This window comes from Mesorhizobium sp. M1329 (genome assembly GCF_040318035.1).
Classification (GTDB): Bacteria; Pseudomonadota; Alphaproteobacteria; order Rhizobiales; family Rhizobiaceae; genus Mesorhizobium.
The window spans coordinates 64559-78610 of the sequence record NZ_JAMYLN010000001.1 but is presented as its reverse complement, the minus strand read 5'-3'; the positions used below and the strand labels follow the sequence as shown (position 1 = coordinate 78610).

Here is a 14052-nt window from a genome sequence, read left to right as displayed (position 1 = left end):
GCCCGCTCCCTGAAGCCGTGCCTGTATTGGCCTACGGCTGGGGGGCTGGGTCAAGGTCTGTCGCCGCCGAAAGCGGTGCTTTGGATTTGGGCGCCGCAAATTAGACGGCGCCAGCGAGGGCGGGCTGCATTGCCGACCTGCGGACGAAGCTCTCGGTGCCGTAGACGGCAACGATGGCGACCGCAGCCACCGCCCAGATCGCAACACCGATCCATTGCTGCTGCACATGGTCGGCGTCGATGAACACCTTGCCCAGGAAGCGTACGCTGTTCTGATGGGTGACATGCATCAGAATGGCGAGAAGCACACTACCGGTGTTCTGATAGAGCCAGGTGAACACCACTGCCGCCAGTAGGACGTTAATCGTGCCGTAGACGCTGAGATCGCCGACCAGGCCGAGCGGAAAATGCCAGATCGCCCAGATCGCGCCGAGGATCAGGCTTCCGGCCAGCGCCGAATGCTTGGCCAGAAGACGCGGTGTCGCAAAGCCGCGCCATCCCGGCTCTTCGCCAAGCGGGCCGCTGAACACCGCATAGAGCGCGATGATCGGCAGTATCTCAGTGACGGCTGGAATATTGCTCCAGGCCGGCGTCGCCGAGCCAAACAGCGGATTGACCAGGATCGAGGCAAGCTGCGTGCCCAATGGCAGGCCGAATGCCACCAGATACCACAACGGAGATACCCGCCACTTCACCATGGAAGCGAGAATGGCCTTGACCGAAGTCCAGCCTCCGGAAAGGGCTGCGACAACGAATCCGGAGATCATCGGGCCGAAGGTAAACCAAGGAATGCTATCGCCGCTCGACAGGTAGAACGGGATATAGGCAAACCAGGTAAGGGCAAGCGCCAACGAAAAGAAGGCAGTCAACTGATGCTGCCGCACCAGGCGCAGGAACGAAGTCATGTCGGGCCTCTCACGGGCAGATGACAATGAGAGGTCGCCGGACTGCCCAATCGGTCGACTTGCATCTTGAACCGCCGGCCGAATCCCTCCGGGAGGCCATGCGTCGACCACCCTCGGTCGACCCGTTTCTTATTGGCACCGGCGCGACACGAAATCCTGAGCGGGTTCTGAGAAATTTCCGATATTTCATGCAGAACCGGACCGGCTGGAGCACCTGCCGACATTGCAATCGTGCACGGTTCCCGTTTGTCGTCTCTCCGTCATACACCCTGCCTATACGCTGTTCGAAAGACCCGCTTCCGAGCAAACCGGAACCGGCAGGCAAGCAGCCAGATCAGGACATGACCGGGACTTGGAATCGCATCGACCCCATCCGTCAGATCGAGTTTGCAAACGCCGTCGCTGTTGAGATCGAGCGCGTGCTGGCGCGGCAAGGCAAGGTGACGAACAGCGATGCGGTCGTTGCAGCGGGCAGGATCGCCGGGGCCGTTGCCGCCGCCGTCGCCCTGCTTGCACCGACCGACATCAGGGCGATCGACACCATGCAGGAAAGATTGCCCGGCATGGCCTCGCGGTTCGTGCGGATATTGGCGGCCGAAGCTGCGGAACGCAGTGCCCGGACGCGTCTGTCGAGCGCACACCGAGCCCAAGGGACGGACGTCCAACCGGTTGGAAGCGGCGACCTTGACGCGATGCGGGTCGAGGACTGGGCCGGTCGGGTCGCCGGGTCGACGTTCCTGCAGCAAAATCTCGGCATATCGCGCTCGACCCTGCATCGCTGGCAGCGGTCGTTGCGTTGCGCACCGGTGGCCGCAAACATGTATTTCCCCTGGCCCAGTTCGTCGACGGCAGGCCGGCTCCGGGTATCAAGGAAGTCTTGTCCGCGATGCCCGAGCCACGGCATGCCTGGGCGTGGCTGATCGGCCCCGCGCCCGGCCTCGCCGGACGTACTCCCATTGAAATGCTCAGGCAGGATCTGGTGGCGGAAGTCGTTCTTGCCGCACAGAACGCAGCGATGGCGAAGTTGGCTTGATCTCGCTGCCAACGTTAGAAGTCCATTCCAAAAAAAGAACACGTAAAAGGAATGTCTGTCGGATTCCGATCGGTTTGCCGGCTAATGGCACAAGTATATTTTCGTACAATTGTGACAATGTCTCGTTTGTGCCGGGAGCGATTATGAAGAAAATATGAAGTGATATTTGTGCAACATGGATTTCTTCTGTTATTAAAACATTGATTATTTTTATAATCGTCATTGAGACTGGAATGCCGATGAGTATGTTCGCCGCCTGAAGAGGGGGTGCAGTGCGCGCCTTTTTCGACGTGGGTGAGGCGTTCAGCCGTTCAACCATGGGTTCAAAGCCATTTTAACTTTGACTGGAGAGGTCAGAAAATGAATATCAAGAGCCTTCTTCTCGGCTCAGCCGCGGCATTCGTCGCGGTCTCCGGCGCGCGCGCCGCCGACGCTGTTGTGGTCGCCGAGCCGGAACCCGCCGAATACGTCAAGATTTGTGACGTCTACGGCGCCGGCTACTACTACATCCCCGGCACCGAGACCTGCCTGCGCATCGGCGGCTATGTCCGCTATGACGCCAGCTTCGGCGACGGTGGCCGCGTTTTCGACGGCGCGACGACACACGACCTTATGGACGGTGACGAACAGCAGACCTGGAACAAGAATGCGCGCTTCAATTTGAAGACGTGGACAGGCCAGGAAACCGAGCTCGGCACTTTGAAGACCTACACCGAGACCCGTTTCAACTTCGGCAATACCAAACGCACCGTGAGCGGTGTTGATTTCAGCGTGCAGGACAACAAGGCGGTTACCCTGAACTTCGCCTGGATCCAGCTTGGAGGTTTCCGCGTCGGCAAGGATGAAACTGTCTATGATTCGTTCATCGGCTACGCCGGCAGCGTCGTCCAGGACACTATCATTCCTTACGGCACCAAGGACACCAACCTGATCAGTTACTATTTCGACGGCGGTAATGGCTTTACGGCAGTCGCCTCGGTCGAAACGGGCTCCGGCGCTGACCAGTCGATCGACAGCTACGTTCCGTTTGTCGTCGGCGGCGTGAAATACAAGGGTGACTGGGGTGCGATCACCGCGGTCGGCGCCTATAACAGCACGTCGGAAGAATGGGCCGGCAAAGCCCGCCTCGACGTCAAGCCGATTGCTGACCTGACCCTGTTCGTGATGGCGGGCTACGGCAGCGACGACAACGTCGCAAAGAACTTCTACAAACCGTGGACTGGCAACTTTGCCGTCTGGGGCGGCGGCAGCTATGCCGTCAACAAGAAGACCGCTTTGAACGCCCAGGTCTCCTATACCGACGACAAAGACTTCGCCGTTGCGGCCAACGTCGCCTACACGATCGTTCCTGGTTACACGATCACCGCCGAAGTCGACTATTACGACAATTTCGATGCCGACGATGCCGACGCAATCGGCGGCATCTTCCGCTTCCAGCGCTCGTTCTGATCAAACGACGATCTCGCCGAAACGGCCCGTAGCGATACGCTACGGGCCGTTTCGGTTTGCGGCGGATAGGTCGCTCATCTTGATTTCGCCATCCAATCGGTGACAAGCTCTCGTCATGGAATGGCGCGACGAGGGAATCATTCTCGGCACCCGCAAGCATGGCGAAACCAGCGCCATTCTCGAGGTGATGACACGTGCGCATGGCCGCCATCTCGGTCTCGTGCGCGGCGGCCGTTCGCGCAAACAGCAGCCTGTCTTGCAGCCCGGCAATCGCGTCGACCTGTTGTGGCGGGCGCGGCTCGACGAGCATCTCGGCACCTTTCAGGTCGAGGCCATCGAGATGAACGCCGCCCGGCTGATGGACAGCGCCGTTGCCGTCTATGGCCTGCAGACGATGGCCGCGCATTTGCGTCTTCTGCCTGAGCGTGACGCCCATGGCGGCCTTTACGAGACGCTTGCGGTGATGATCGCTCATCTCGACGATGCCGATGCCGCCGGCGAGCTGGTAGCCCGCTTCGAGCTGCTGGTCCTCGACGAACTCGGCTTCGGCCTCGATCTCAGCCAGTGTGCGGCGACCGGCACCAGGCAGGATCTTGCCTATGTCTCGCCGAAATCCGGCCGCGCCGTGTCGCGGGCGGCGGGCGCGCCGTGGCGCGACAAGATGCTGGCGCTGCCTGCCTTCCTGCAGCGCGGTTCGGGCCTGCGCGCCGATCCGGCGGCGATCGAGGACGCGTTCCGGCTAACCGGCTTCTTTTTGACCCGTCACGTCTACGAACCACGCGGCATCGAACCTTCCGGCGCCCGCGCCGGCTTCCTCGCCGCCTTGCGCAGGCACCATGCGCCCGGCCATGGATCCGGCAAGCCGAGCGCCGCAGAAACCGCCGCCGGGGAAACCACCAGATGAGCGACGCTGAACCTTATCCCGGCAACGTTTCGCCGCTCGGCCTTGGCACAAGGGCCGCACGCTGGCCGTTTCGGAAGCGGCGCTGAAGGACGCCAATGGCAAGCTGCTGGCTTTCGGCACCGAAACATGCTCGATCTTTCCGGCGGCCAATCTGGCGGCACGTTGAATGGACCGGCCGTTTGGCCGCCGCATTTGAATGTCACTGAAGATTGAATGTCAGTGACAACTGGCCTGGTTTGGGGGAACCGCCATGTTTGAAAGCCTGATTGGCCTCGTCGCCATCATCGCGCTGTTCGTCATCATTTCACGCCAGCAGAGCCGCATCGGCCTGATCGAGCGCGAGCTTGGCGCCTTGCGCAGCCTTGTGCTTTCGGGCACGCCTGCGCTGCCGCCGCAAGCCAAGGAACCGGCTGCAAACGATAGCAAACCGGCTGATGCCGCAATCCCACTTGCGGCCGCAGCCGACATGACCGTATCGCCGGGGACCGCAGCGGTCGTGTCAGCCACAGAGGCCGATGCCGATACGACGGCGCCGTCCGCACCGGAGTCGGCGCAACCGGCGGCAGCGGCGAAGGCAGCTCGCCAGTCCGACGTCGAAACGGCTCTCGGTACCCGCTGGGCGGTATGGGTCGGCGGCATCGCGCTGGCGTTGGGTGGGTTGTTCCTGATCCGCTACACCATCGAGGCCGGCATTTTCGGGCCACGCGTGCGGCTTGCCATGGCGGCGGCACTCGGGCTGGTGCTGGTCGCCGGCGGCGAGTTCATCCGGCGCACCGGCTTCAGGGTGCCGGTGCAAGGTGCCGCCGGTGCCTATATCCCGGCGATCCTGACGGCGGCCGGCGCCTTCATCCTGTTCGGTACCGTCTACGCCGCGTACAGCATTTACGGCTTCATCGGCCCGACGCTCGCTTTCACGCTGCTCGGCGCCATCGGGGTGGCGACGATCGCGGCAAGCCTGGTCCACGGTCAGGCGCTGGCCGGCGTCGGCCTGCTCGGTGCCATGGTGACGCCGCTGCTGGTCGCCTCGCAGGCGCCCAATCCGTGGGCGCTGTTCGGCTATCTGGCGATCGTGCTCGCCGCCACCGGCGTCATTGCCCGCATCCGCGACTGGAGGCTTTTGATGGCCGCAGCCTTCGTCGCCACGGGCATCTGGACCATCTTCTACATGACCGACGCGCCGGGGGCGAACCTTGCCGTCATCCTCTTTATCGACGGGACGACACTGGCCGTGCTCGCCTTCGTCTGGCTTGGCCGCCGCGGCGAAGCGGTCGCCGGCAGCAGCTTCGACTGGCCGTCGATCGCGCCGGGCTTCTTCGTCGCGCTTTCGGCGCTGGCCCTGTTCGTCGATCCGGTCTTTGCCGCCGCCGGCGATGCCTTGCAGGGCGCAGCCCTTGTCGCAGCCCTGGTGGCGGTGGCGCTCTACCGGCCGCGGGCGCTTGCACTGCTGCACGCCGCCGGGCTGGCGACTGTACTGGTCTATCTCGGCATCATTCCGCCGACCACGATCGCTTCCGATTTTTCGAGTGGCGCTCTCGGCGTCGACGGCATGCCGGTCGTGGCGTCCGATGCCTTGATGCTCAGGGTCGGCATCGCTCTCGGCCTGGTCTTCATCGGCGCCGGCTTTTGGGCGGCGCGCCGTTTTGCGGCCTCTGGCTGGCTGCGCGCCGCCACATGGGCGGCCTGGAGCGCTGTCGCGCCGCTGGTCATCCTGCTGGCGCTCTGGTCTACCTTCGGCAATCTCGACCGCGACCTTGCTTATGCGGCCGTCGCAGCCGTTTTGGTCGGCGTCTTCGTCGCCGGCGGCGAATGGATAGCGCGCGGCGAAGCGCCGCCGCTGACCGGCGGCGCTGCTGTCTCCTTCGCGCTCGGCGGGGCGGCGATTGCCTGCCTGCTGATGCTGCATATGGCCTTTGGTTCCGGCTGGACAACCATCCTGCTCGGAGCAGCCGCCGCCGTGCCGGCGCTGGCGACGCGCTGGCGTAGCTATCCGGTGCTTGGCTGGATTTCCGTTGGTGCGGTGATTGCAGTGCTCGGCCGCGTTGCCTTCGACCCGACCATCGTCGGTGCCGAGTTCCTGTCGAAGACGCCGGTGTTCAACTGGCTGCTGCTTGGATATGGCGTGCCGGCGCTCGCTTTCGGTTTTGCCGCCTGGCAGCTTGCCCGAACCACCAATGGCCGACCGCGCCTCGCCATGGAGGCCGGCGCCGCGTTGTTTTGCCTGCTCACCGTCGCCATGCTGGTGCGCCATGCCATGCATGGCGGCGTCATCGATACCGCTGCTGCAACGCTTGCCGAACAGGCGATCTACACGCTGATCGCCATCGGTGCCGGTGCCATCCTGGTCGCCATAGACATGCGCTCGCCAAGTTCGGTGCTGCGCTACGGCTCGATTGCAGCGGGCGTAGTCTCGGTCGCCTTCATCGTCCTCCAGCATTTTCTGGCGCTGAACCCGCTGCTGACGGATGAATCGACCGGCAGCATCCCGGTGTTCAACCTTCTGTTCCTCGCCTACCTCTTGCCGGCGGTTGCGGCAGGCGCATTGGCACTCTATGCCCGTGACAAGCGGCCGAAATGGTATGCGGCGATGCTGGCGGTGGTGGCGGCGGTGCTCGCCTTTGCCTATGCCACGCTGTCGGTCAGGCGCCTGTTCAAGGGCGAGTTCATCGGGCTGTGGAGCGGTCTCGGCCAGCTCGAGACCTATACTTATTCGGCACTGTGGCTGGTCATCGGCGTGGTGCTGCTCACCGCCGGTGTCTGGCTGAAGTCGCAGGTGCTGCGCATAGCGTCGGCGGCGCTGATCTCGATCGCCGTGCTCAAAGTCTTCATCTTCGACATGTCGGAGCTAGAAGGCGTGTTGCGGGCGCTGTCCTTCATCGGCCTCGGCGCGGTGCTCATCGGCATCGGCTTGTTCTATCAGCGGCTGCTGACAAGGGCGGCGAAAGCAAAGCTCGAGACGAGCAATAGCTGACGATTTCAATTTGGCCGGGAATAAACCTGCCACTGGCAGCGTTACTTAGTTGCTTGGGTGACCGGGGCGGCGGACCGCTTCGCGCTGGCCGCTTGCGCCGCGCTGCAAAGGCGCGTTCAATCACCACGGACAGGGGCCCCAGAACCAGCGGTCATGGACGAAAAGAAGGCAGCAATCCTTGGCGAAATACCGCGTCTGCGCCGCTATGCACGCTCGCTGTTGCGCGACCGCGATTCCGCTGACGATCTCGTCCAGGATTGTCTCGAGCGCGCGCTTGTGCGGCTCGACAACTGGCAGACAGGAGAAAGCCCCAGGAGGTGGCTGTTTACGATCATGCACCATTTGTTCATCGACCAGATGCGCAAGGTGAACCGGCGCGGCGAGGCGGCGATGCTACCGCTCGAGGCAAGCGAGGCGCAGGCAGCACCCGCCGAGCAGGTCGAGAGCATCGCTTCGCGCGAGATCGTGGACGCGCTGCAGGCGATCAGCCCTGACCGGCGGGCGGCACTTGTGATGGTCGCCATCGAAGGGTTTTCCTACGCCGAAGCCGCCAACATCCTTGGGGTTCCCGCCGGCACCTTGATGTCGCGCATCGCGCGCGGGCGTGAGGAACTGCGCGCGCTGCTGGATGATACCGCGCGCCGCCGCTCGATAAGGATCGTCTAGAAATGAGCCGGCGCGATTTTTCCGAACGCGACATCCACATGGCTCTCGATGGCGAGTTGCCGGGCGACGAGCGGACGGCCTATGAGGCGTGGCTCGAGGCCAATGCCGAGATGAAGGCCAAGAGTGCACGCTACGCCGCCGACCGGGCAGCATTGCGCGCAGCCTTTAACGGCGTGCTGGACGAACCCGTCCCGGTGCGGCTGAGCAAGGTGGTGCTTGGCGAGACGCCAGCGGTCAGAGCGTCGCCGTCGCGCTCGCGTTGGTGGCTTGCGGCCGCCGCTGCCGCCATCCTGGCGATTGGCGGTGCTGGCGGCTACCTTGCCGGCATCGGTCGCCTTGGCCTGGAAAATACGGCCGAGGACCAGCTTGCCGAAGAGGCGATCGCCGCCCACGTCATCTATGCCGCCGAAAAGCGGCATGCGGTGGAAGTGCCGGCAAGCGACAAGGATCATTTGCAGAGCTGGCTGTCGAACCAGGTGGGTTTGAAGCTGGTCGCGCCGGATCTGGCGGCGCAAGGATTCCAACTGGTCGGTGGCCGGCTGCTGCCTGCCGGCCAGGGCAAAGCCGCGATGCTGCTTTATGAGGACGTCAAGGGCGAGCGCATATCGCTCTTCGTCACCGCCGAATCAGCGGCCAAGGCCAAGGGCACCTATGGGTCTGAGGAAGATGGTCCTGAGGCCGTCTATTGGCTGGACAAGGGTTATGGCTGCGCCGTCGTCGGCTCGCTGCCGCGCGAGCAATTGGCCGCGGTGGCCAAGAGCGCCTATGGCCAGCTTCTGGCGGGCTTGCAAAGCTGAGCAGGCGCTTGTTTTTCCGGAGCCGCGCCGACGCCGAAACACGGTGGTCGTCCAAAGCCTTTGCGCGACCTGCCTGCCGTCAAAACTGTCACAATTCGGCCCTAATCGAGGTGCGATAGCGCTTGCTGAATGCTGGCACTTCGGCTGGTGTGACCGATGTTTAGTCTAGGGCCTTTTCCACAACCCAATCGAGGTTTTCTGAGCCCGCATGCCTGCCGAGATTCGCAAGGCCCGCGCGTCCGACGTCGATGACCTCGCCGCCATCGAAAAAGCCGTTTTCTCGAGCGATCGCATTTCTCGCCGCTCCTTTCGCCAACTGATCGAACGCGACACCGCCGAACTGCTGGTTGGCGAAAACGATGGCCGCGTCGCCGGCTATGCAGTCGTGCTGTTTCGCAAGGGCAGCGGGGTCGCGCGGCTTTATTCGATCGCCGTCGGTCCATTTTTCGGCGGCCGCGGCGTTGGCCGCCTGCTGCTGGAAGAGGCCGAGGCTGCCGCTTTCGAGCACGGCCGCATGATGCTTCGTTTGGAAGTCCGCGAGGACAATCCGCGCGCGATCCAGATCTACGAGCAGAGCGGCTACCGCAAGATCGACCGCGAACCGGACTATTACGAGGATGGCGCCACGGCGCTGCGCTATGAAAAGACCTTGCGCGGCGACATTCCGGTCGCCACCGAAGTGCCGTTTTATCAGCAGACTTGCGAATTCACCTGCGGACCATGCTGTCTGATGATGGCGATGGCTTACTTCGGCCCCGGATTCGTGCCGGACCCGGTGATGGAAATCCGGCTGTGGCGTGAGGCGACGACCGTTTTCATGATGTCGGGGCCGGGCGGCTGCGAACCGTTCGGGCTGGCCGTCGCCGGCTATGAGAGCGGGCTTGCTGCTGAGATCTATGTCTCCTTCTACGGAGCGCTGTTCCTGCAGTCGGTGCGCAGCGAGGACAAGCGCCGGGTCATGGAGCTGGCGCAGGTCGACTTTCGCCGCCGCGCGGAACTTTACGGCATCCCGGTGAATTACCGTCCATTCGGGCTTGACGACATTCGTACCGCGATCGCAGAGGGAAAACTGGTGCTGGTCCTGATCAGCGGCTTCCTGATGTTCGGCAAGAAGGTTCCGCACTGGGTATTGGCCATCGGTGACGACGGCGACCATATCCTGATCCACGACCCCTGGGTCGAGGACGAGCGGCAGGAGACAATCCTCGATGCTGCCAATATTCCCGTGCCTTACGGCATCTTCATGAACATGGCGCAATTCGGCCGCGACGGATTGCGCGCCGCCATCACTCTCGGAAAGCGCGACAGCCAATGACCTGGGTCATCCTTACCGGCCGGCAGAACGATCTCGACCAGGTGGCGACGCCGCACAAGATCATCACCAATCGCGACTACCTTGCCCATCCGGCACTGTTTCGCGGTCAGCGGCCGAAGGTCATCAACCTGTCGAACAATTACGGCTACCAGAGCCGCGGCTATTACGCGTCGCTGCTTGCCGGTTCGCGCGGCCATAAGGTCATCCCGACGGTCGAAACGATGATCGACCTGTCGGAGCGCAAGCTCTATGAGCACGCGTTGCCGGAACTCGAACTCGCACTCAACAAGTGCCGCAAGGACCTGGGCGGCGCCTTCCCGCAGAAGGTCTGCATCTTCTTCGGCATCGGACCGTCCAGGATCTGGGACCGCTTCGCCAAGCTGCTGTTCGACTGGTTTCGTGCCCCGGCGCTCGAGGTCCACATCAGGGACAGCGCCGAATGGGCCTCGATCCGCAAGATAGGCTTCCATCCCCTGGCCAGGATGACCGAGGACGAGGAAGCGCACTTTCTCCAGTGCCTGGAGACCTACACCAACCGCGAGTGGCGCGACACCAAGGGCCGCACGCCGGCGCGCTACACTTTCGCCACGCTGGTCGATCCGCATGAGGAACTGCCGCCGTCGGAAATTTCGTCGCTGCGCCACTGGGCCAAGATCGCTGAAAAGATGGGTGTCGAAATCGAGCCGATCACCAAGCGGGATCTGGCCAAGCTCGCCAACTACGACGCGCTGTTCATCCGCGAGACCACCTCGATCTCCAATCATACCTACCGCTTTGCCCGCCGCGCACAGCAGGAAGGCATGCCGGTCATCGACGATCCGCTGTCGATGATCCGCTGCACCAACAAGGTCTATCTTAACGAGCTGATGACCTACAACAAGGTACCGGTGCCGCCGACGGTGATGATAGCCGGCATCTCTGATCTGGACGTTGCGGCGCAGACACTGGGCTTCCCCCTGGTGCTGAAGATCCCGGACTCCTCGTTTTCGCGCGGCGTCAAGAAATGCGGCACCTTCGAAGAGTTGAAGTCGCTCGCAACCGAATGGCTGGAAGATTCCGACCTCCTGATTGCGCAAAAATTCATTCCGACGGAATATGACTGGCGCGTCGGTGTCCTCGGCGGCCAACCTTTGTTTGCCGTCCATTATCTGATGGCCAAGAAACATTGGCAGATCGTCAATCATAAGGCCAACGGCAAGCCCGACCAGGGCGGCATCAAGACCTTCACCCTGAAGGAAGCGCCGGCGCATGTCGTCGAGACGGCGGTGAGCGCGGCGCGCTGCATTGGCGACGGCCTCTACGGCGTCGACCTCAAAGAAACCAGGGACGGCGTTTTCGTCATCGAGGTCAACGATAACCCCAACCTCGACCACGGCTGGGAAGACTCCGGCGAGAAAGACGAGGTCTGGGTGCGGCTAACGCAGTGGTTCCTGGAGCGGCTGGACCGGCCGGGGCGATAATATCCGAACTGAGGGCAAAAAAGATGCTGTTCTTCGTAACCGAGGATTTTCGCGGCTGCGACCGCAAGGAGATCTACCGCCGTTTCCGCGACCAGGGCCGCCTGAAGCCGGACGCGCTTGTCGTGCACCACAGCTGGATCGCAGCGGATATGAGCCGCTGCTTCCTGCTGGTGGAGGCTGCTGACGTCACGCTCCTGCAGCGGTGGGTCATCGAATGGGCGGATCTGGTCGAATTCGAGATCGTTCCCGTGGCGACGAACAAGGATATGGTGGAGGCATTGAGCGGGCACCTCTGACCCGCGCGCTTCGACGAGTAATATCCGGAAATTGTATTGATGGCTGAGCCGCCGGCTCGCCAGGCTGCCGTACTCAGCCGGATTGCCTGATCGTCGCGCTCGACCTCAGCAGCCGGTTGATGTCCGACGCCTTTGACGGCATGCCGATCAAATAGCCTTGAGCCTCGACACAGCCCTCCTTTTGCAGGAATTCAAACTGCGCTTCGGTCTCGACACCTTCGGCAGTGACGGTGATGCCCAGCTGTGCGCCAAGCCCGATGATGGTGCGCACGATCGCCGCGGTATCGCGGCCGTCGATATCGCTGATGAAGGAACGATCGATCTTGATCTTGTCGACGGGAAAGCGCCTGAGGTAGCCCAGCGAGGAATAGCCGGTGCCGAAATCGTCCAGCGCGATGCGGACACCCAGATCGCGTAGCTGCCCGAGTGTCTTGAGCACCAGATCGCTCTCGTCCATCAGCACCGTTTCGGTGATTTCCAGTTCAAGCCGGTTGGCCGGCACGCCCGAGAACGCCAGTGCCGAAATGACGCTGCGGGCAAAGGTACCGCTTTTGATCTGCACGGCGGAGACATTGACTGCGATGCGCCAAGGCGCCCAGCCTGACGCGGTCGTGCAGGCTTTTCGCAGCGCCCATTCTCCAAGCGGCACGATCAGCCCGGTCTCCTCGGCGGCCGGAATGAAGTCGTCCGGCCGTACCAGGCCGCGCACCGGCGAACGCCAGCGCATCAAGGCTTCGGCACCGACGATTTCGCCAGAGGCGATGTTCATGATCGGCTGGAAATCCAGCTCGAATTCGCGGCGCGACAACGCTGCCCTGAGATCGATTTCGAGCGCCCGGCGTGCCCGCACCATCGCGTCCATGGCTGGTTCGAAGAAGCGGTAGAGGTTGCGCCCTTCGCTCTTTGCCCGATAGAGCGCCATATCGGCGTTTTTCAGCAACGTGTCAGCGTCCTTGCCGTCATTCGGAAATAGCGCGATGCCGAGACTGATGCCGACGCGCATGTCGTGTCTTTTGTCGCGAAACGGCTTTCCAATGATCTCGACGATACGTTTGGCCAGCTTTTCCGCATCGCCCGGGCTTTTGAGATTGAACTGGATGATGACGAATTCGTCGCCGCCGAAGCGGGAGACAACGTCCGTTTCATTGCGCAGGCACCGTTGCAGCCGTTCGGCCACGCATTTCAGCAGCCAGTCGCCGGCGGGGTGTCCCCAACTATCATTGACTGCCTTGAAGTGATCGAGGTCGAGCGAGAATATCGCCAGCGATCCGCCTCTCGTCTCGCTGAGGGCTTGGTCGAGCCTTTCGCGAAGCATCGAGCGATTGGGCAGGTTGGTCAGTGTGTCGTGGTGCGCAAGATGGGTCATGCGCTCTTCCACGCGCCTGCGCTCGGTGACGTCGTCGAACGTCGCTACCCAGCCGCCGCCGCTCATCGGCCGGCGTGCAACCAGCAGCGTCCTGCCGTCGGCGAGATGGCGATGCGTTACGTGTGTTTTCCCCGCCCGCAGGCAGGCTTCGATTTGCGAGATTTCGCTGTCGGGGTCGAGCTTTGTGTAAATGCCCAGTTCCAGCAGCCGCTTGAACGCATCATGATGGCTCATGCCGAGCGGGAAGTCGGCCGGCCTGACATGATAAAGTTCCAGGAAACGTTCGTTGCGCACGATCAGCTTGCCGTCGGCATCGTACATCAAAAGGCCTTGCGACATGTTGGCAAGTGCCGCGTCGAAACGGCGGTGCTGCTCCTTCAACTCCTGCTCGGCGCGCCGTTGCTCGGTGATGTCCTCGTAGATCGAGACCCAACCACCTGACGCCAGCGGCCGGTGCGAAATGTTGACGATGCGCCCGTCTGCAAGCGTTTCCTCATAGGTGGAAGGTTTTGCCTGGTCGATATAGGGCTTGCGGATGGCATAGAGTTGCTCAGCGCTTTGCGAGGCAATGCCGATATCCACGCTGTGCTGGAGGATGTCGAAAAACCGGATGCCAGGCCGCACCACTTCGGTGTCGAGGCGAAAGATGCTGATGTAGTTCCTGTTGCAGATGATCATCCGCTCATCGGCATCGAACATGCACAGGCCATGCGACATGTTCTCGACCGCTGCCGAAAAACGCTCGTTCTGTTCGCGCAGCTCGTCTTCGATCCGTCGCGGCAGACCAACGCCTTTGGCCCTCCGTCGGCGGACGGATGAACCAGCCTTGATACCGGCAACGGGCATGAGGCAAGCCTATGGACCATGGTTAACCACGGCACTGTTGTCCCTGCC

11 protein-coding genes and 1 pseudogene are annotated in these 14052 nt (G+C 62.4%); 9 read left to right on the top strand and 3 right to left on the bottom strand.

What is annotated here, in order from left to right; genetic code table 11:
- Nucleotides 1-100: 100 nt before the first annotated feature.
- Complete coding sequence (locus NKH21_RS00405) at nt 101-904, bottom strand: CPBP family intramembrane glutamic endopeptidase (protein WP_352862666.1); 804 nt, start codon at nt 902-904, stop codon at nt 101-103.
- Nucleotides 905-924: 20 nt separating this feature from the next.
- Between NKH21_RS00405 and NKH21_RS32745 the strand changes: the two are divergent.
- Nucleotides 925-1937, top strand: a pseudogene (locus NKH21_RS32745) (antitoxin Xre/MbcA/ParS-like domain-containing protein).
- Here the strand turns inward: NKH21_RS32745 and NKH21_RS00395 are convergent.
- A complete protein-coding gene (locus NKH21_RS00395; RefSeq protein ID WP_352862664.1) occupies nt 1870-2256 on the bottom strand; it encodes a hypothetical protein in 387 nt (128 codons plus the stop codon). The pseudogene NKH21_RS32745 and the gene NKH21_RS00395 sit on opposite strands and share 68 nt — an antisense overlap.
- A gap of 41 nt (nt 2257-2297) precedes the next feature.
- Here NKH21_RS00395 and NKH21_RS00390 point away from each other — a divergent pair, with 41 nt between their 5' ends.
- The 8 genes from NKH21_RS00390 (at nt 2298) to NKH21_RS00355 (ending at nt 11792) form a co-directional block, all read left to right on the top strand.
- Entirely contained in the window at nt 2298-3386 is a 1089-nt protein-coding gene (locus tag NKH21_RS00390; RefSeq protein ID WP_352862663.1) for a porin, read from the top strand.
- Between the two features lie 115 nt (nt 3387-3501).
- On the top strand, nt 3502-4290 hold the full coding sequence (gene recO / locus NKH21_RS00385) for a DNA repair protein RecO (protein ID WP_352862662.1): 789 nt from the start codon (nt 3502-3504) through the stop codon (nt 4288-4290).
- A gap of 250 nt (nt 4291-4540) precedes the next feature.
- Nucleotides 4541-7258: a DUF2339 domain-containing protein gene (locus NKH21_RS00380; RefSeq protein WP_352862661.1), complete on the top strand. Its 2718-nt coding sequence runs from the start codon at nt 4541-4543 to the stop codon at nt 7256-7258.
- A 153-nt stretch (nt 7259-7411) separates the two neighbouring features.
- Nucleotides 7412-7924, top strand: a complete 513-nt coding sequence (locus tag NKH21_RS00375) for a sigma-70 family RNA polymerase sigma factor (protein ID WP_292657948.1) — start codon at nt 7412-7414, stop codon at nt 7922-7924.
- A gap of 2 nt (nt 7925-7926) precedes the next feature.
- Nucleotides 7927-8721, top strand: coding sequence for an anti-sigma factor family protein (locus NKH21_RS00370; protein ID WP_352862660.1), 795 nt, complete (start codon nt 7927-7929; stop codon nt 8719-8721).
- A 208-nt stretch (nt 8722-8929) separates the two neighbouring features.
- The gene (locus NKH21_RS00365; protein ID WP_352862659.1) at nt 8930-10036 is read left to right on the top strand and encodes a peptidase C39 family protein; all 1107 of its coding nucleotides are present in this window, start codon (nt 8930-8932) and stop codon (nt 10034-10036) included.
- Nucleotides 10033-11496, top strand: a complete 1464-nt coding sequence (locus tag NKH21_RS00360; RefSeq protein ID WP_352862658.1) for a RimK family ATP-grasp domain-containing protein — start codon at nt 10033-10035, stop codon at nt 11494-11496. Before NKH21_RS00365 ends, NKH21_RS00360 begins: the two co-directional genes overlap by 4 nt.
- 23 nt (nt 11497-11519) lie before the next feature.
- Complete coding sequence (locus tag NKH21_RS00355) at nt 11520-11792, top strand: DUF3303 domain-containing protein (RefSeq protein ID WP_352566187.1); 273 nt, start codon at nt 11520-11522, stop codon at nt 11790-11792.
- 73 nt (nt 11793-11865) lie between these two features.
- Here the strand turns inward: NKH21_RS00355 and NKH21_RS00350 are convergent, their stop codons facing one another.
- The gene (locus NKH21_RS00350; RefSeq protein ID WP_352862657.1) at nt 11866-14004 is read right to left on the bottom strand and encodes a putative bifunctional diguanylate cyclase/phosphodiesterase; all 2139 of its coding nucleotides are present in this window, start codon (nt 14002-14004) and stop codon (nt 11866-11868) included.
- Between the last annotated feature and the right edge of the window lie 48 nt (nt 14005-14052).